At 53.0% G+C, this 19,332-nt stretch carries 9 protein-coding genes; 7 read left to right on the top strand and 2 right to left on the bottom strand.

The genetic code is table 11. The features are described 5' to 3' along the window. Positions 1-92 precede the first annotated feature (92 nt). The 3 genes from LOS79_RS21360 (at position 93) to LOS79_RS21350 (ending at position 9,704) form a co-directional block, all read left to right on the top strand. Positions 93-1,241: a response regulator gene (locus tag LOS79_RS21360; protein ID WP_315412161.1), complete on the top strand. Its 1,149-nt coding sequence runs from the start codon at positions 93-95 to the stop codon at positions 1,239-1,241. 35 nt (positions 1,242-1,276) lie between these two features. Beyond that, positions 1,277-4,291: an ATP-binding protein gene (locus tag LOS79_RS21355; RefSeq protein ID WP_315412160.1), complete on the top strand. Its 3,015-nt coding sequence runs from the start codon at positions 1,277-1,279 to the stop codon at positions 4,289-4,291. A gap of 205 nt (positions 4,292-4,496) precedes the next feature. Beyond that, a complete protein-coding gene (locus LOS79_RS21350) occupies positions 4,497-9,704 on the top strand; it encodes an Ig-like domain-containing protein (RefSeq protein WP_315412159.1) in 5,208 nt (1,735 codons plus the stop codon). A gap of 96 nt (positions 9,705-9,800) precedes the next feature. Here LOS79_RS21350 and LOS79_RS21345 read toward each other — a convergent pair whose 3' ends face one another. Both LOS79_RS21345 and LOS79_RS21340 read right to left on the bottom strand, forming a co-directional pair. Continuing rightward, positions 9,801-11,465, bottom strand: coding sequence for a cellulase family glycosylhydrolase (locus LOS79_RS21345; protein ID WP_315412157.1), 1,665 nt, complete (start codon positions 11,463-11,465; stop codon positions 9,801-9,803). Positions 11,466-11,672: 207 nt separating this feature from the next. After that, positions 11,673-12,971: an MFS transporter gene (locus LOS79_RS21340; RefSeq protein WP_315412155.1), complete on the bottom strand. Its 1,299-nt coding sequence runs from the start codon at positions 12,969-12,971 to the stop codon at positions 11,673-11,675. A gap of 487 nt (positions 12,972-13,458) precedes the next feature. Between LOS79_RS21340 and LOS79_RS21335 the strand changes: the two genes are divergently transcribed. The 4 genes from LOS79_RS21335 (at position 13,459) to LOS79_RS21320 (ending at position 19,139) form a co-directional block, all read left to right on the top strand. After that, the gene (locus LOS79_RS21335; RefSeq protein WP_397386676.1) at positions 13,459-14,364 is read left to right on the top strand and encodes a YecA family protein; all 906 of its coding nucleotides are present in this window, start codon (positions 13,459-13,461) and stop codon (positions 14,362-14,364) included. 366 nt (positions 14,365-14,730) lie between these two features. Next, a complete protein-coding gene (locus LOS79_RS21330) occupies positions 14,731-15,744 on the top strand; it encodes a carbohydrate-binding protein (RefSeq protein ID WP_315412153.1) in 1,014 nt (337 codons plus the stop codon). Positions 15,745-16,473: 729 nt separating this feature from the next. Further along, on the top strand, positions 16,474-18,294 hold the full coding sequence (locus tag LOS79_RS21325; RefSeq protein WP_315412152.1) for a cache domain-containing sensor histidine kinase: 1,821 nt from the start codon (positions 16,474-16,476) through the stop codon (positions 18,292-18,294). Then, positions 18,291-19,139, top strand: coding sequence for a response regulator transcription factor (locus LOS79_RS21320; RefSeq protein ID WP_315412151.1), 849 nt, complete (start codon positions 18,291-18,293; stop codon positions 19,137-19,139). Before LOS79_RS21325 ends, LOS79_RS21320 begins: the two co-directional genes overlap by 4 nt. Positions 19,140-19,332 lie beyond the last annotated feature (193 nt).

The following is a 19,332-nucleotide window of genomic DNA, read 5'->3' as shown; positions in this document are numbered from 1 at the left end:
GTCCAGGGCAAGTAATTCTTGCGCTATAATGAAATGAGACAGGCTAATCTAAAGCTATATAAAGCATGAACCGCAAAGGAGCTCAAAAACCGATGATACGTGTCATGTTGATTGACGATGAAGAAGATGCGCTGGATCTGCTTGAAATATTGCTTGTACAGACCGGAAATGTGGAGGTTGCCGGGAGATACAGGAATCCCCTTCAGGCACTTGAAGACTTAGGCCGGATAACAGTGGACGCGGTATTTCTGGATATCCAAATGCCGGGAATCAAGGGTACAGAAGCTGCCCGCCGAATCCGGAGCCTGTCCCCTGATCTGCCAATCGTCTTCACGACTGCCTATGCGGAATATGCACTGGAAGCATTCGATATTGATTCAACGGATTACCTGCTGAAGCCGTTTACGGCGGGCCGGTTACAAAGAGCGGTGGAACGGATAGCCAAGAGAGTATATATAGAGGCCAGGCTGCCAGAGCCAGACACGTCTCCTGCTCCGTCAGTTCATGCTCTCGGAGGATTCCACATCCTCTCCCTGCTCGAAACGGGCAAGGAAGTGGTGTGGAGAACGAAAAAAGAGCGGGAGCTGTGCGCATTTCTGATTCATTATGAAGGAAAGCGCGTAAATGCTGCTGTGATTATTGAGGCTTTGTGGCCCGGGTACGATCTCGATAAAGCCAAGGCGTACCTGTACACCTGTCTATCCTATCTCCGGAGAAGCCTGGCGGAGCATGGCATCCCCATCCGGATCAGTAAAGGAAACATGGGGTTTGCTGCCGAACTGGATGAAATCACGCCGGATGTTACCCCATTCGAGAGCTTGTTGAACAAAATAGTAACAGAAGAGCACATGAATGAGCTGAGCTACGATCAGATGAACGCGATGTACACGGGGGATTATATGGAAGGTTGCGATTTCGGCTGGGCGGTCGCCAGACAGCTGGAGATCAAATCGCTATATGTACGTGCACTCCGCAAATGGAACAGGTATTACAGGAGCCAAGGGAAGCATGCGCTTGCGGTGGATAGTCTACAGCGGCTGCTCTTACTTGCTCCCGACTCCGAGATCGACGGCCGTGCGCTGATCGGACTCCACCTCGAGCTCGGCAACCGCAGTGAGGCCTACCGTGTAAGTGCACAGCTGGAGCACGCCGTGCGCATTCAGCTTGGGACAGAGCTGGAGGAGGAGACGCTGGTGCTGGTCCGGAAAACGATGGAAGGAGCGGAGCGCACAGCCCGATGAAACGCCAAATCATTGCGGTCCTTATCACGATAACTATGTTGCTAGCGACCTACGGGCTGCTGTTAACCTACTTCACAGTCCATAAGAAACCGATGCCGGTCGCGGTAAATGGAGTCATGGACCTCAGCAAGTGGGCATTCCGGGAGGACGGTGTCGTCCGGCTGGACGGGCAATGGGAGTTCTATCCCCATCGCCTGCTCTTCAGCCGTCCCCCTGCACCGGTGAAATCCGGAGTGGAGGCTCCTTCGTTCATTCAGGTGCCCGGATCATGGTCCGGGCAGATGGATACGCTGGGAGTGGCAACCTACAGGCTTAGGCTCCTGATTGATGATGATAGCGCCGTATACGGGCTCAAGACGGCGGCCATTCTCGTCTCCAACCGGCTTATCGTCAACGGTGTGGCCGTAGGTTCCAGCGGCTACCCTGACCTGAAGGAGAATTACCGGGCCCTTAACAAGCCGTATGTCAGCTACTTTACCTTAAAGCCGGGCTGGAATGAAATTCTCGTCGAAGTCGCGAACCATGAATTCCGGGTGACAAGCGGGATCGGCGAATCGCTCCAATTCGGTAAGGCTGAGCAGATCTCAAGAATCCGCGACCTCGCGACGGCGCATGACTGGGTTGCGTTAACTGCCTTTCTGATTATGGGACTGTACTTTATCGGCTTATTCTCCCAGCGCAGAAATGACCGTTCCCTTGTTGTATTCGGACTCGTCTGCGTATTTATTGCGGCATTTACAAGTGTCAGCGGTGAACGGGTGCTCTTCGATGTCATCGGTCCGTTTCCGTTCTGGCTGTATTTCCGTATTCAGATGGTGCTGACGGTCGGGGTGGGCATGGGATTCTTACTGTATGTGTTTACCGCGTTCCGTCCCTATAGCCACAGAGGGATCATGCACGGAGGCCTGATTGCCGGGGCTTCATTGCTCCTGCTGCAAATGGGCTTCGCTACGCAGATTACGACGGGACTGTTTCGCCTGGTGACATCGCTATACGTCACGTTAGCTTTGTTGTACGCCACCTATGTATTTGTCTACGCGGTTCTGCATAAGGTAGCCGGCAGCTGGTATCTGGCTGTGGCCGCTATGGCCTTGAACGCGCTGGTGCTGAACCAGAACCTTAACGTCTACTTCGGCGTCCCTATCTATTCACTGCCGCCTGTCGAGCCGTTTCTCGTACTGCTCATGCTTGCTCTGCTGATGTCGCTCCGCTTCTCGAAGGCATTCCAGAGAATAGAGGAGCTTTCGGGGCAGCTGATGGAGGCTGATAAGCACAAGGACGATTTCCTGGCGCGTACCTCGCATGAGTTCAAGACGCCGCTGCACGGCGTGATGAACATATCCCGGTCGATGCTTGACGATACGGCGAATCCGCCCGGGGCCGGGCAGCGGGAGAAGCTTCAACTGGTGATTGATATTACGAGGAAGCTATCCCAGCTTGTCTATGACATTCTGGACTTATCCAAGCTGAAACAGGGCGAGTTCAGAATCATGCCCGCGCCGGTCGATGTCCGTTCAGTCGTGGAGATGCAGGTCCGTTTCTACGCGTATCTTGGTATAGAGAAGGAGATTCAACTCATCAATCAGGTACCGGAAGGCTTGCCTCCCGCGTACGCCGATGAGAACCGGCTGAGCCAGGTCATCAGCAATTTGCTGGACAATGCGGTCAAGCACACGGAGCACGGAACGGTTATTGTCACCGGGAAGGAGCACGAAGGCTCGCTGCAGTTCGAAGTCCGGGATACGGGGACAGGTATCCATCCGGAGGATATACCGTATATCTTCGAGCCGTTCAAATCCATGGAGGCCGCGCGGAAGCGCGGTTTTGGACTGGGGCTGCCCATTGCGAAGCAGCTGATTGAGCTGCAGGGAGGCGGGCTCACCGTAAATTCAGTGCCCGGGGAAGGCACAGCCTTCACTTTTACACTGCCGGTAGCTGAACATAATCGAGAAGACCTAGACAATACGGTCTATCCGTCTATAGCCTATACTCTGCCCCCGGAGAAGGAATATTCCTTCCCGACGCCTTATGTTATGAATCCGGGCGGTAACCGCACGGTCCTGATCGTCGATGATCAATATGTGAATCTGAAGGTCCTGCTGGATGCACTGGAGTCTCTTGATTACCGCGTCATCGCGGTTAACGACGGATATGAGGCGCTCCGCCAGATTGATCAGCCGGGGAGAATTGATCTGGTCATCCTGGATCTGATGATGCCGGGGATGTCCGGATACGAGGTATGCCAGGAACTCCGCAAGCGCTATTCGCTGCTGGAGCTGCCTGTGCTGATGGTGACGGCTGCCCTTCAGCCGCAGGATAAGGTGGCGGCATTCCAGGCGGGGGCCAACGATTATTTGCCCAAGCCGTTCGATCTTGAAGAACTGAAGGCCCGGATTGGAAGCCTGCTCGCCATGAAGGAATCGCTCGGACGCGCAGTACATATGGAGGTGGCGTTTCTGCAATCACAGATCAAGCCGCATTTTCTATATAATGTCCTCAATAGTATCGTTGCTTCCAGTTATACAGATATAGAGCGTGCCCGGAGCCTGATTGCCGGATTGGCTGATTATTTGCGGGGGAGCTTCCGGTTCAGCAATACGGATGAACGTATCGAATTCGCTGAGGAATTCAAGCTGATCCGGACGTATGTGGAGATTGAGCAAGCGAGGTTCAGGGATCGCATCGGCTTTGAACATGAGATCCCCGATGCGGCTTATCATCTGCAGATGCCGCCGCTCTTGCTGCAGCCGCTCATCGAGAACGCGATCCGCCACGGCATCGGAGACCGGATTGAAGGCGGCACCGTGAAATTGACAGCAGAGCGGTCGGACGGATATTGGTTATTCGTTGTAACCGATGACGGCGTCGGAATTCCCCCAGAGCGGATGAAGGGGCTGCTCGGGCAAGACGAGCCTGGCGGCCGGCAAGGCGTAGGCCTGCGGAATATCGATAAGCGGCTGAGGTTCGAATATGGAACCTTACTGGAGCTTACGAGCGAGCTAGGGCGGGGAACGAGCGTTGCCTTCCGGATTCCTGACGTACAGCCGTGAAGGAAAGTATGGAATGAACAATGGGCCTCATCGTTTTTTTGCGATGGGGCTTTTTGGGTTAGATTGAGCCAGATTTGGCGGTTGAAATATGTCGAAGGGTATCAGTGTTTAAGGTTTTTTTAAGGTGCTGTCAGTTATGCTGGGCACAATGCTTGAATGCGGCAACAGAACGATACGACGAAGGGACAGATGCGTGATGGCTTCAATGACAACAACAAGCAAGAAATACAATTATCTGCGAAGAATGGCCAATGTATGGTTAGCCATTATTCTCTTTATACCCTCTTTGATGATCGGCGGCACCGTTTCGGCTGCGTCCGGCTGGTCGATTATTGACGGGAGCGGACCCGGCGGGATTAATGTGAATTCCGCAATGTCTGCCGAGAAGCCTGCCGTTGCGGAATGGAATGGTGAAATCTATGCGGCCTGGCGGGAAAGAATTCAGACAACCCCTGCAATTTACCAGATCAGAGTCAAGAAATTTAACGGCTCGGGCTGGGTTAGTGTTGACGGGAACCATCCCGTAACCGGCTTAAATGCCGACACGACCAAAGATACCGAATCTCCGGCTCTAGCCGTATACAACAATGCATTGTATTTGAGCTGGACGGAGAAGAAGACTTCTTCCATCGGGCAGATCCGGGTTAAGAAGTATGACGGTACAAGCTGGACAAGTGCTGAAGGCGGCAGCTTGACCGGGCTTAATGTGGATGCATCCAAAAATGCGTATGGAAATACCATGATGGTATACAAAGGTGAACTGTATGTGGCCTGGTCAGAAGCGGCGCAAATCCGCGTCAAAAAGTATAACGGTACCACATGGACAAGCGCGGACGGCGGGGGTGCAGCCGGACTGAACATAAGTCCCGCCAGTGGCGCGGCGTCTCCTGTAATGGCCGTATCGGGTGATGAGTTATTTGTAATGTGGTCCGAAGCTATATCCGGTTCCACCTATCAATTACGGGTCAAAAAGTACGACGGAGCGACCTGGACCGTGGCTGACGGCGAAGCTGGTTTAAATCAATCGAATTCGAATCACGCGAACAACCCGTCCGCAACCGTCATCAACGATGTATTATACGTAGCATGGGCGGAGCCTACAGGCGGCCGTTACAGTACGGATGATCAGGTCCGGGTCAAAAAATTCGAAGGCGGCGTCTGGTCCAGTATGGATGGCGGCGGTCAATACGGTATAAACGTGAACGGGGGCGCCCGCACCTTTACAGTAAAGCTCGCAGCATTGAATGACGAATTGTATGCCGTCTGGTCTGAGAATTCCGGAGAGTGGGCAAGCGGTGTTCCTGTTTTCAAAATCCGCGTGAAAAAATACGACGGTACAGCATGGGTATCTGCCGAAAGCGGAAGAATTGGCCTCAATGTGTACAATACGCAAACCGCTACAAGCCCTTCAGTTACGGCAATGAACGGAGCACTGTATGCGGTGTGGGATGAGAGTGACCGAACGACGGTGAAAATACGGGCCGCCCGGTTCACCCTTCCACCTGCACCAAGCGTTAATAGTGTTACTGTAAGTCCGGTTACAGCGAGTATCCAGCAAGGCGGGAGCAGACAGCTGACAGCTGTGGTTGATGCCGTTGGGGAAGCACCGTCTACCGTAACCTGGAGCAGCAGCGATACCAGCGGCAAGGTAGCCGTGAGTGCTGCGGGACAAGTCACTGCCGCTGCGGATGCCACGCCGGGCGAATATACGATTACGGCAGCCTCCACGCATGATAACAGCAAGACAGGTACAGCCAAGATTACGGTAACATATAAGCCGGCTGTCACCAGTGTCAGTGTGAACCCGGTCACCGCCAGCCTGAAGCAGGGAGAGAGCACTCAGCTGACGGCAACCGTGGCAGCAGTAGGCGGAGCATCAACTGCGGTAACCTGGAGCAGCAGCAATGCCGGTAAGGTGGCAGTAAGCGCGGCGGGAAAAGTTACGGTGGCAGCGGATGCTGCGCCAGGCGTTTACACAATCACAGCAGCTTCGGCTTATGATAACAGCAAGAGCGCGGCAGCAGTCATCACGGTGAGCTATGCGCCAGCCATTAACAGTGTTAGCGTAAGCCCGGCTGCTGCAAGCCTTATGCAAGGAGAAAGCAGGCAGCTTACGGGAACGGTAGAAGCAGTAGGCGGAGCAGCGACAACGTTGACTTGGGCCAGCAGTGATACCGGCAATAAGGTCGCAGTAAGCAGTACGGGGAACGTGACTGTAGCGCCTGATGCCGTTCCGGGGGACTACACGATCACGGCAGCCTCGGCGGCAGACACTACGAAGACGGGAACGTCAGTTATCACAGTGACGTATGCGCCAGCCGTTTACGGCGTTACGGTCAGCCCGGTCAGCGCCGGCATTATGCAGGGAGCGGGCCGGCAGCTCCAGGCCAGTGTGGATGTCGTAGGAGGAGCCCCGACGGACGTGATCTGGAGCAGCAGCGACACCAGCGGTAAAGTAACCGTAAGCAGTACGGGGGACGTAACTGTTGCCCCGGATGCGGTGCCGGGGGATTACACGATTACGGCGACCTCGTCAGCGGATAGCGGCAAGGCGGGGACGGCTACGGTTACGGTTACGTATGCACCGGCGATTCACGGCATCAGCGTGAATCCTGAGAGCGCCAGTGTCAAGCAGGGAGAGAGCAGGCAGCTCACAGCAACAGTAGATGCGGTGGGCGGAGCTCTGACAACGGTGCTCTGGAGCAGCAGTGATACCAGCAACAAGGTGTCGGTAGATGTTACTGGCAAGGTTAGCGTGGCTTCTGACGCAGTGCCGGGGGACTACACCATTACGGTTGCTTCGACAGCCGATCCCAGCCGGACCGCTACGGCTGCGATTAAGGTGACTTATGCACCTGCCGTGCTCAGCATTACTGTAAGCCCGGTCAGTGCAAGTGTGATGCAGGGAGAGAGCAGACAGCTTGCTGCAACGGTGGTTACGGTAGGCGGGGCGGCAGAAACGGTGACATGGAGCAGCAGTGATGCAACGAATAAGGTAACGGTTAGCGCTACGGGTTATGTTACGGTGGCTGCGGATGCCGTGCCGGGGGATTACACCATTACAGCTATATCCACAGCGGATAGCAGTAAAAAGGGTAACGCCACAATCACGGTTACGGCCGCGCCAACGTATACGATTGCTCCCATCAAGGATCGGACATTATGGTCATTGCAGCTGGGGTACGGCTCCGGTACACAAGAAACGATCACCATTCCTGTTCAGCATACAGGCACCGGGGATCTGGCTGATCTGTCGGCAGCCCTCGGCGGGAACGACGCGGATGCCTTTGTTATTCTCACGCAGCCGGCTTCCGGACTGGGTGCCGGAGATGAAACAAGCTTCACCTTGCGTGCCAAGGACGGGTTGCCGGCAGGAACCTATACAGCTGAGGTTACTATAACGGCAGAGCATATGCTGCCTGTCACTTTCAAGGTGACACAAGCGGTGAACCTGCCGGATGCGCCGGCCAATCCCCGCAATCTTACGGCTGAAGGCGGAGACCGCGAGGTCACCTTGAACTGGGAGACGGAACCGGAGGTTAAGCAGTACCGGATTTATATGGCAACAGATGCTGATCCGGACCATAGAGTGGAAGTGGCAGCAGATGCCTCTTCACCCTTTACGCTTCCCGGTCTGGTTAATGGCACAACCTATTACTTTGTTGTAAAAGCTGAGAATCCAGGGGGCCTAAGCGGAGCGTCTAATCTGGTTAGTGCTACCCCTTCTACAGTACCGGGAGCGCCAGCGGATGTGACAGCTGCTCCGGGTGACGGACAAGCCGTTGTGAGCTTCACGGCGCCCGCCGATAACGGGGGAAGTCCGGTTACCGGCTATGAGGTGACCGTATTGCCGGGCGGTAAGAAAGTCACCGGAAGCGCCAGCCCGGTCACGATTACGGGATTAAGTAATGGAACAAGCTATACGTTCACGGTGAAAGCAATCAATGGAACGGGCCCAAGTGCCGAATCGGCTGAGTCGGGTGCAGTTGTACCTGCAGCCTCAACACCGCCAACCACGCCAGCGACGCCAGTTCCATCAGACACACCAGCAACGCCGTCTCCAACGACGGGACCAGCGACACCGGCGCCAACGATGGCACTGCCCACGCCGGCTCCGACGAGTGCGCCAGTGGCATCAGGCCCGCCTGCCACACCAGATCCATCCGGTGTAGATGTCCTGGTGAACGGGAAGGCAGAGAATGCCGGGCAAGCGGCGGTATCCCGGCGTGACGGGCAAACCGCGTTGACGATTGTGATTGATCAGCAGAAGCTGAATGACAGATTGAAGGCGGAAGGGCAGCATGCTGTTGTCACGATTCCCATTAATCAGACGTACGATGTCTTCGTTGGCGAGCTTACCGGCGCAATGATCCGGCTGATGGAGGATTATCAGGCTGTTCTGGAATTCAGAACCGGGCAGGCTTCATACACCGTTCCTGCGGGACTGATCCATATCGGGGAGATTGCAGCCCAAGTTGGAGCAACCGCCGCGCTGCAGGATATTAAGGTGCAGATTGAAATTGCAGCCCCGGTATCTGCTGAACTGGATATCGTGGAGCGTGCAGCAGCAGGGGACGGGCTAACCCTGGTTGCCCAGCCGCTGAATTTTACCGTTAATGCCGTCTATGGAGACAAGATATCAGAGATCAGAAACTTCGATGCCTATGTCGAACGGACAATAGCCATTCCGGACGGCGTAGATCCGAATAAAATCACAACCGGCGTTGTCGTTGAGCCGGACGGATCAGTCCGCCACGTGCCGACCAAGGTCCGGCAGAATAATGGCAGATACGAGGCACAAATCAACAGCTTGACCAATAGCACATATGCTGTGGTATGGCATCCGCTGCAATTCGCAGATGTTGCGGATCATTGGGGCAAGGATGCCGTTAATGATATGGGCTCCCGGATGGTGGTTGAAGGAATTGGGGGCGGCAACTTCAACCCGAACCAGGCTGTTACCCGCGCCGAGTTCGCGGCAATTGTAGTCCGCGGATTAGGACTTCGTGTCGAGAACAGAGATACCGTCTTCTCTGATGTCCAGGCGGAGAACTGGTTCAGCGGTGCTGTCCATACAGCGCATGCCTACGGGCTGATCGATGGCTTCAAGGATGGCACGTTCCGTCCGGATGACAGGATTACCAGAGAACAGGCGATGGTCATTGTGGCGAGAGCCATGACAATTACCGGACTGAAGGGAAGCCTGGAGGCTGAACTGTCTGAGGCAGCGCTGCAAAAATTTGACGACGGGACGCTTGTATCCTCCTGGGCGCGCAGCGGCGTAACGGACAGCGTGTGGTCTGGTCTGGTGCAGGGCCGCAGCCAGTCTTTGCTGGTGCCGGGAGGCCAGATTACGCGTGCCGAGGCTGCAGCCATCATGCAGAGACTGCTGCAAAAGTCAGATTTGATTTAAGGATCTGTAATAGCCTATCAGCAAATGAAAAGAAGACGCAGGAAGCTCCCAAGCTTCTGTACGTCTTCTTTTTTTAGCTTACGGAAGTCCTTCGGTTTACGGTTCACTTCCGTATATCAGCTTGCCTTGATAATAGACGGTGATACGGTCATTCGCGGCATAGCTGGTGAGGGCCGGACGGAATGAGTAGTCATCATCCTGATTGTAATTGGACCAGTTATTGTTGTGAATGCGGAACTGGATGTCCCCGGTTGTGCCTGAAGCCGCGAGGGAGCCTGCACCCGCCGTGAATCCGATCTCCGCATAGGTGTCGGCCCCTGAACGCGGCGCAGCCAGAGGAACGATTTGCGTCAGCAGCTTTTCTTTGCCGATGACCGCATAATCAAATTCCAGTGTCTGTGCAGCACCTCCGTCTCTGGTGTACCAATAACGTATCGTTAGGTCATTCAGCGGGATCGAAACAGCGGACTCGTTCTTCAGCTGCAGGCTGGCCCGGATCGAGTTCACGGCAGCTCCCGTCTCACCGGCACGGTACAGCAGTGTTGCATGAGGATCGCCGGCTCCCGGTTCTTCCCCGGGACCTTCAGGATCACCGATCGGGGTAAAGGTTACCGGTTTCATGATAAGGTCGAGCATAACCTGCTTCGGCTCATTCCAGGATGTCCAGTCATCCAGCAGCAGTCCGCCGGTATCTCCGCTATTCGGATTGAGACTCCAGTACGTCCAGTAGAGATTATTCTGGCCGATGTAGCTTACGAGCGCATGCTGCCATTTCCCTTCCGCCGATAGGGTATCTACGCTGCGCCCGCCGAATTCTCCGGCAAGAATCGGGGCAATCTGCTCCTTGCTGATATATCCCCAGGTATCATCCCATAGCTTCGGCAGATTATTGGGGAAGTCAGCAGCACTGAACCAAGGCTGTGCAGCAACGCCGGGCCCATAATCATGCGGGGAATAGACCACCCGGTCCGGCACAGTAAGTGTAACCGGATAATTACGCACACCTGTCAGATTGCCGCCCCACCAGTAGCTGCTGGAGTTGCCCTGGACATTAGTTTCAATGCCTTCGACAAGAATCAGCCAGTTCGGATTGACGGCGAGAATTGCATTGCCAGCCCGTTGACTGGCCAGCCGCCAGTCTGTGGCAGGATTACCTGTCCCCCAGCTTGCTGTGCCATGCGGTTCATTATGCAGATCGGCTCCAATGACGGCAGGGTTATCCGCATAGCGCTGAGCCAGCATCACCCAGTCGCTGATCCAGCGGGATTCGGGATAGGCCGCGGTATACCATAGCGCGGATTGCCCGCCGGAATCCGGCCGGTGCCGGTCAAGGATAATCCGGATGCCGCGGTTTCCGGCTTTCTCAATCAGTTTATCCATAATCTGCACTGGCGTAAGGCCGGTCAGATCGGGGTTTTTGGCATAATCGATACTGTTGGCCGCAGAGCCTGAATCAAACATCTGGTTGCAGTACGGCAGCCGGATCAGGTTATAGCCTTTCGCCTTGATCTGATCGAGCATATCATCCATGGAACGGGACCACAGCCCATGCGGGGAGTAATTCGCCGTTTCGAAGCCAAACCAGTTCAGCCCGTTGAATACGGCCGGATTCCCGGCAGAATCCACAATGGTGCTGCCTGAAGTGTGATAGTAGCCTGCTGTACCTTCAGCCTTCGCTTCAGAACCCGGATACGCATAAGCACCTGCCAGCAATATCAAAGCCGCAAACCATATACCCAATTTCCTGTGCCCGAACGACATCCATTTTCCTCCTCTAATTGATTTCAGTGAGGTCAGACTTTATAGCATACGATCAGGATGTTAACGTATTCATCGGAATTGGTATTAATTATGAATAATTGGGATCATTTGTGTTAATGTTTCCGTGTTTGGGATATATCCGAAAAAAAGAAAAGCACAGGGCAGCCGTAGAGCTGCCCTGTGCTAATTGCAGTTGGGGAGAAGAAGCTATTCTTCCAGCCTCCAAATATGTTTGTCCGCCCGGAACGGCAGGCAAGATAAGGCACCGGTAATTCCGATAGCCAGGAACAGCAAAGCTGCTCCGGAGCCCTTGCCTGTTCCGACCAGTGCGACCCACAGGCTGCCTTGCGGCTGCACGGCCATAAAGGGTTCAAACACCCGGTCTACCAGAAGCCCTCCGCACAGATATCCCAGAGGAATGGTGAAAAACTGCAAGGTGTTCCTTGCCGAATAGACCCTGCCTTGCATACCGATAGGGATGGTTGAGCGGAACAGCACATCCATATTAGCGTTCATGACAGGAATGAATATCCATCCGAGGATTGCGCCCAAACACCATATAGGCGTGCTTCTGCCGAAAGCAAGGAAGAAATTCTCGGAGCTCATGGAGAAAAGCAGGCAATTGCAAATGACCCGGACCCGGCTTTTGGGCGGCGGCAATACAGCAACCGAGATACTTCCGGCCATCATGGCTATCCCTGTAACGGTGTTGACCATACCCAGTGCCAGCTCTCCGCCGCCTGCCCGTGCGAGCACCATGGCGGGCAGGGCCGCATTGAAGATGGAGGCGGTGAAATTGATCACGGACAAAAAAAGGATCAAATCCAGAATACCGCGGTTATCCCTGAGATACCGCAGGCCGCTTTTAGCAGATTGCCATAGGCTCTCACTCCAGGCGCCGCTCTGCTTCGGAACCTGCGGGATACGGACCAAGCATAGCAAGGCCATGAACGCTGTGGCGAAGGTAATCAAATCAAACAGGATCACAACCCGGATACTGGTAAAGGAAAGGATTGAAGTGGCGAGTATAGGCGTCAAGATGGTAACCAGCGAATTAGAGAAGGAACGCATTCCGCTAACCCTCTGATAATGCTGCTGTGGAGCCAGCAGGCTTATGGCTACATCCGACGCCGGCTGCTGTACAGTATTCATTACACCAGTCAAGGTATTGATCACATACAGATGCCAGATCTGGAGCTTACCCGTTGTCATCAGAATAAGAACCGTAACAGTACAAAGTGCCGCGAAGCTGTCACTAATCAGCATCGTAGCCTTCTTGTTCCACCGGTCGCTAAGTGCACCTGCGAAGATACTGAGCAGCACATATGGTGCGTAGGAACAGATGACCAGAAGCGAGCTGGTCAGAGCCGATCCCTGCTGCTGATAAGACCAGATCACCAGGGCGAAGGCAGTCATTGCACTGCCCAGTGCCGAGAAGGACTGTGTAATCCATAAAATCAGGAACGTACGAAGCTCCCTGAGGTTCATTTTATATTTAGTTAGCATGACTCTGCTCCTCTTTCAATGAATTCTTAACGATTCAGTGAAAGTGCAAAGCCGACCGGACGAACTTCTTCCGCTCCATGCAGTTTCGTCCGGTTCAGACTTTGCACAGAGCGTTGCCGCTGCATATTCTCATATTCATTCTCCTTTTTGACCGCTTGGAGTTACATTCTTCCAGAAAATGATTTCTGCTTTATTTTACCATATGCGGGCTGTTCCGTCTTAGATCAATTTATAAGGTAAGGTTGTTTGTCCCGGAATTATGATATAATTTGCTTTATTATTTTGTTATGTATAGAGAGGTTTTTAATATGATACCGGCACCCATGGAGGATGTAACGGATGTGGTATTTCGCCATGTCGTAAGCAGAGCGGGCAGACCGGATGTGTTTTTCACGGAATTTGCGAATTGAGAGAGCTATTGTCACCCGGAGGGGACCGCTAAGCGATTTTAACTAATCTTAGATTTATATTCAGAGGAGTGTGTAACATGATAGGAAGAAATGACCCATGTCCTTGCGGAAGCGGTAAAAAGTACAAACAATGCTGTATGCGTAAGCATGAGGAGGAGCAGGTACTGCAGGCGAAGTTGAAGCATTTTTTCGACCGGAAATATAAATTAACAATTGAGCTGTACTCCTTCTTAGCTCAAAAGCAAGGTGGAGAATGGGCGTTCGATCAGAACAAAGTCAAACCCTTCAATTCTATAGTAAACAGGTTTAGAGCGGGAGCCGGAGACATGTGGTCGTATTTCTTTCAAGTATATGATAACGGCCTGCGCGGAATAGAGTGGTTCCTGGCAGAGAGAGGCCAGAGGTATTCCGGGGAAGCACGGGAGATGCTTGAAAGATGGGCAGCAATGAAGGTTTCCTGTTATCAGGTGGTAGACCAATATGAGCATGGCATGATTATTGAGGATCTCTGGTCCAAAGAAAGATACCGTATGCCCTACTGTGAAACGATGATGAAGCTTCCTTCCTGGACCGTATCGGTTGGAATGATTGAGCCGTATATGGGGGATTGGTTTATCCATGGGGTGCATATGTGGAGTCACCCAGATGTGGCATACGAGGTTATGACCCGGGTCAAGAGCCTGCAGGAAGAGACTGCCGAGCCTTCAGGACAGGAGATGCCTCCTGAGGATATACTGGCCGGCAATTATCCGGAGATACTTGAGCTTTGCGAGAGAACTAGTAATAAAACCAAGCAGCCGGTTGGTCCCCTGGAGGATATGATTAAGTGGTATCGTGATGCACAAGAGAAGAATTCCGCAGAAAGTGCCGAAATGTTCGTTAGGAGAAGAGAATTTGAGCAGTACCGGGTCAATCCGGACATCGAGGGTTTTAACCGCTTGCGTACAGCGCTGGGTTTGCCTCAGAGTCCGTTTACCGTATGATGCAAGAATGGAGGATTGGCTGGCGTACATGTCCTGGAGCAAATTGAAGCAGCGAAGAAAGTATGGAGAGTAACGATATTGTATTGAATATACTTGCTCTGGGGACAGGCGGGTCGGGAAAAAGCCGAGTTTAGGTATGGCGGAACAATAAGAGAATATTTGGCGAGGCGATAGATTCGGTGCTCCATAGATACTTATCAGGCTGGAATAGCTCCACTGACGGCGGACGTCAGTGGAGCTATTTATGCTGGAGACAGAGGCTAAAGTTTATGGATTATGGAATTATTATCACAAACGGCAATACAATATACCTGTGGATCGCCTTATAGTCGAAACCGGTAAACTTAATAAAGGAGGCTTCATATTTTGAAAAATGTTCACACCAGAGCTTTATCCCTTTTAATGGTTCTAGCAGTATTTCTATCGCTATTCTTCACAGCTTTGCCGCGCGCAGACGCGGCTGCCAGAGGAGCATGGGCGGCAAATACTGCCTATGCAGTGAATGATACCGTAACCTATAGCGGAAGTACGTATACCTGTCTTCAGGCACATACATCCCTCGCAGGCTGGGAGCCGCCTAATGTTCCCGCCTTATGGAAGAGCGGAGGAGGAACAACACCGACGCCAACACCAACAACACCCCCGGCAACGAGCGGAGCCACCTTCTATGCAGATATCAACTATGGCGGAAAGGCAGTAACGCTCGGAGTAGGCAATTATGTACTGTCCCAGCTGAATGCGGCAGGAATTCCCAATGACTGGATGTCCTCGCTAAAGGTTCCTGGCGGCTGGACGGTTGAAGTCTACGAGAATGATAACTTTGGCGGAAACAAGTGGAACTATACGGCAAGTTCATCCTGGGTTGGCGACAGTGTCAATGACAAGATGAGTTCGGTTAAGATTTACACGGGCTCACCGCCGGCTAATGTAACCAAACCATCCGAGGTTCCTAGCCAAATCTGGACCTATGTCATGAATGTGGATGATAAATTTGGCAAAGGCGGGGATTTCGCTCTACTCCTGAGTGCGGTGATTAAGAAGGAGAGCAGCTTTGGAGCAGGACTGCCGGGCAGCCCATCCGCCGGTGACGGGTTGATGCAGGTAGAACCGAACACACGCAACGCCTATTTATCACAATTCAGTGCCAAATTCGGCCGCGCATATAATCACAGCAGCGAACAGGACCAGGTGGCCTTAGGCGGTCTGATTCTGGATGAGAAGATTTCCAGATTCGGCAACATCTATAACGGGCTGTTACATTATAATGGAGGCGACAACTGGTATCCGGGCGCTACAGATTCCTATGGCCGTCCTATTCTGGCGGATCAATATGCCAATGCCGTTTACGCTACATATAAGGGGTATGGCGGTAAGAATTAGAAGAAGGCAGCAAGACGCCCGGGCAGCGACCCCGCGGCGTCTTTATTTGTGTGCAGGAAGTATACACTGTGATTAATGGAGTAGAGGCGGCAAAAGCGGAGAGGAACGATACTGGAAGAGCCGGGAGGCCCCGGCAGCCGCAAAATAGAGGGAGAACTCACGCTATGTAAGCGTGGTGTGGTGCTGAGTGTAGAACTCACGCTATGCAAGCCGAATGTGGCGCTGGAGCAGACTCCAGAATGCAAAAACGCCATCTCTGCGGGTCCAACATGAGCCCCATCAGCTCCTTTACGGACACCACGGCCCTTATTCGCTCATTATCTGCCTTTTTGGCAGGTTTACGGACACCACAGCCCTTATCCGCCACTTTTCACGTGATATCGCCACTTTTCTGGTGAAATAACGGCGCTGATGTCCGCAAGGACCGGCACTGCACTGCTTTTCACCGCTTAAGGTCTCTCATGTCCGTAACGCCAAGCGGTGAACTTGAATAAGTGCGCTCGCCCGGAGGGCCAATTGGTGCAAATAAGAATTTATCTGTTTCACACGATAGCAGCTGATTACAGGAGCCCCAATCGTTGGTGTATCGGTAAGGTGATAGGGTTGTGTATAATAGTGAGGGATAACAAGCGCAGCTTATATTGAATAATTAAATTATATTGAATAATTATACTGAATGATTATCTCGCATATTTCAACTATACGATTAAGCATACAGCGGAGGGGAATATGAAGAAGAAATTCCGGGCGGTCACTTCTAGGGTGTTCAGGAGGAATATGTCGCTTCGGAGGAAGATTCTTATCAGCAACATCCTGATTGTATTACTGGCTCTGGTGATTTTCGTAATAAGTATTCACCGGATTGTCTTCAATCAGACGCTGGACAGGACTTCAGCCAGCTCGCAGCAGGAAGTGAAGCTGGTAAGCCAGTCGATGGAGACGGTCTTCCAGTCGGTTCAGAACTTCTCGAAATTCGCTTTGATTAATCAGGATACACAGAATGTGCTCAGCCGGGATACCGGGGTGAATGAGGATGTCTCCGCGCTGAAGTCCATACATAATACGCTGGCCGCCATGCTGGAGACAGAGCCTAATATCGACTCCGTCATTATCGAATCGACCAGGGGAGAACTCTATTATACCTCCAACCTGACGGGTGTGACTCCGCAGAGCCTTGCCGTCTATCCGAAGGATAAGATTGATGCGGCCAAAGGCGGCGCCGTCTGGGTAGACACGCTGAAGCCTTCCTTTCTGTCGGGGATGGCCGCGAAGAATATGATTAGTGTCTGCAGAGTCATTATGAGCATGGAGAAGGGGACGCCGATCGGTTATATTTATGTCAATATTGACGAACGGACACTGGCGCGGCTGTACCTTAATGAACAGGACAATCAGAATCCTACCCTGGTCATCAACCAGGAGGGAGTGGTAATCTCCGCGTATGATCCAGCACTCGTCAGCCGCACCCTTGAAGACGGCTCGCTTGCCGGGTGGGTGAATTCCGCATCCGGAGGAAGCCGGACCGAGCAGGTGGGAGACAAGCGTTATCTGGTATCTTTACAGAGGCTCGATCCCTACGGCTGGAAGGTAATCCACCTGGTCCCCACTTCGGAATTGACCGACGGGTATTGGAAAATTGCTTTATCCATAGCCGTTTTCGGACTGATCAGCATGCTCTCGGCAATGGTCCTGTCGGTGGTATTCGCCCGCCGGCTGACCCGGCCGCTTAGCCGGCTCAGTGAAGTCATGGTTGAGGTAGGGGCAGGGAACTTCGGGAGCCGCGCCTCTGCCGGCAGTCAGGATGAAGTAGGCAGGCTGGGGGCGAAATTTAATGAAATGGTTGAGCATATACAAGGTTTGATGCTGAGAATTGAAACGGAAGAGAAGACCAAGCGGCTGCTGGAGCTGAGGCTGCTGTATTCGCAGATCAAACCGCATTTTCTATATAATACGCTGGACACCATCCGTGCGATGGCTGTGATGACGAATGCCAGGGAGATTAGCAGTATCCTGAAGGCGCTCGGGGAGTTCTACCGGATATCACTAAGCAACGGACAGGAATTGATTGCGGCTGCACAGGAGAAGAAGCATCTGGAGAGTTACCTTTACATTCAGCAGATCCGCTTCAAGAAACTGAATTACCGGATTACCTTTGAACCGGGGATCGAGTCCTGCCAAGTGCCTACAATGCTGCTCCAGCCGCTGGTTGAGAATGCAATCCACCATGGCATCAGAGGGATGCCGGACGGCGGGCTATGTGAAATTACCGGCTATACGGAAAGGTCGGGAGAAGAGCGCATACTGTGCTTCATAGTCCGTGACAACGGCAAAGGCATGAGTGCAGAGGAGCAGCAGCAGATCTGGTCAAGCAGCAAGAAAGAAGAGGATTACAGCTTCGGACTGAAGAATATCCAGGACCGGATTCAGCTGAGATTCGGCGAAGCCTATGGGATCGTCCTGTCGTCTGAGCCGGGTCATGGAGTGGAAGTGAAGGTACGATTACCGCTGATTGTCAAGGCGGACGAGCAGGAGGAGGAGACAGCGGAATGATAACTGCAGCGCCGGCGGCACGCGTCCTGATCGTAGATGACGAATATTATTTCAGACAGCTGCTGATCCATTTAATAGACTGGACTTCTGCAGGCTTCGAAGTGGTTGCCGAGGCGGAAGACGGAGCGGAAGCCCTGCGGATCATGGAGGAACAGCCGATAGATCTCATTATTACGGATATAGAAATGCCCAACATGAACGGGCTCGATTTCGTCAAGGCCGTCCGAGCCTTAGACTCCGCTGCCAAGCTGATATTCATCACCAGCTATGATAACTTCACGTATGCCCAGCAGGCCATCTCGCTTGGAGCGGATCATTATTTGCTGAAGCCTGTTGATGAGGCGGCGGTTGAACAGGCACTGACCACCATCCGTGCACAGTTGAAGGAGAAGTGGGAGGAGGAACGCTACATTAACCGGTTGCGGATAGAGGCAGGGTACTTGGGGCAGCCCGCTGCGGAACAGCCCTCTGAGGAGGAAGGGCGCCAGGGGAGCGGGAACCGGCTGATCCGCAAAGCAGCTGCGCATGTGACTGCGCATTATACCGACGATACCTTATCGCTTCAGAGTACAGCCGCTGCGCTCTTCGTGAACCCGAGCTACTTAAGCCATGTATTCAAGAAGGAGACAAGCGAATCCTTTGTGGAGTACGTAACGAATGTCCGCCTGGGCAAAGCCATGGAGCTGCTGCGACAGGGGGCGGCTGCGGGAGATTCTCCGGTTCCCAAGATAGCGACAATCGCCCATCAGGTCGGCTACAAAGATCCGTTCTATTTCAGCAAATGCTTTAAGAAGAAGTACGGAATTACCCCGAATAAAGTATACGGCGGGTCCTATTCAGAGTAAGATTGGGCCATTGTCAGCAGGAGTCCGGTGATTCAGCCGGGCTTCTTTTGTTTGGATAAAGCTGTTATTAGGTAAACTTTATGTTAACCCTAAGAAGAAGTGTAAAGTGGATGTAAAGTAACGTGACATACCTAAAATTTTTACTGTCAGAGCCAATATATCTCCATTCGAACCTCGCTGCGTACTTGTTAAG

It is taken from the genome of Paenibacillus sp. MMS20-IR301, from assembly GCF_032302195.1.
In the GTDB taxonomy this organism is placed as follows: domain Bacteria; phylum Bacillota; class Bacilli; order Paenibacillales; family Paenibacillaceae; genus Paenibacillus_AQ.
Note: the sequence above shows the minus strand (reverse complement) of the source record. Positions and strands in the feature narration are given on the sequence as shown.

Coding starts and splice junctions, on each gene's coding strand:
- LOS79_RS21360 (WP_315412161.1), top strand. CDS start 93: ATGATACGTGTCATGTTGATTGACGATGAAGAAGATGCGCTGGATCTG.
- LOS79_RS21355 (WP_315412160.1), top strand. CDS start 1,277: ATGTTGCTAGCGACCTACGGGCTGCTGTTAACCTACTTCACAGTCCAT.
- LOS79_RS21350 (WP_315412159.1), top strand. CDS start 4,497: ATGACAACAACAAGCAAGAAATACAATTATCTGCGAAGAATGGCCAAT.
- LOS79_RS21345 (WP_315412157.1), bottom strand. CDS start 11,465: ATGTCGTTCGGGCACAGGAAATTGGGTATATGGTTTGCGGCTTTGATA.
- LOS79_RS21340 (WP_315412155.1), bottom strand. CDS start 12,971: ATGCTAACTAAATATAAAATGAACCTCAGGGAGCTTCGTACGTTCCTG.
- LOS79_RS21335 (WP_397386676.1), top strand. CDS start 13,459: ATGATAGGAAGAAATGACCCATGTCCTTGCGGAAGCGGTAAAAAGTAC.
- LOS79_RS21325 (WP_315412152.1), top strand. CDS start 16,474: ATGAAGAAGAAATTCCGGGCGGTCACTTCTAGGGTGTTCAGGAGGAAT.
- LOS79_RS21320 (WP_315412151.1), top strand. CDS start 18,291: ATGATAACTGCAGCGCCGGCGGCACGCGTCCTGATCGTAGATGACGAA.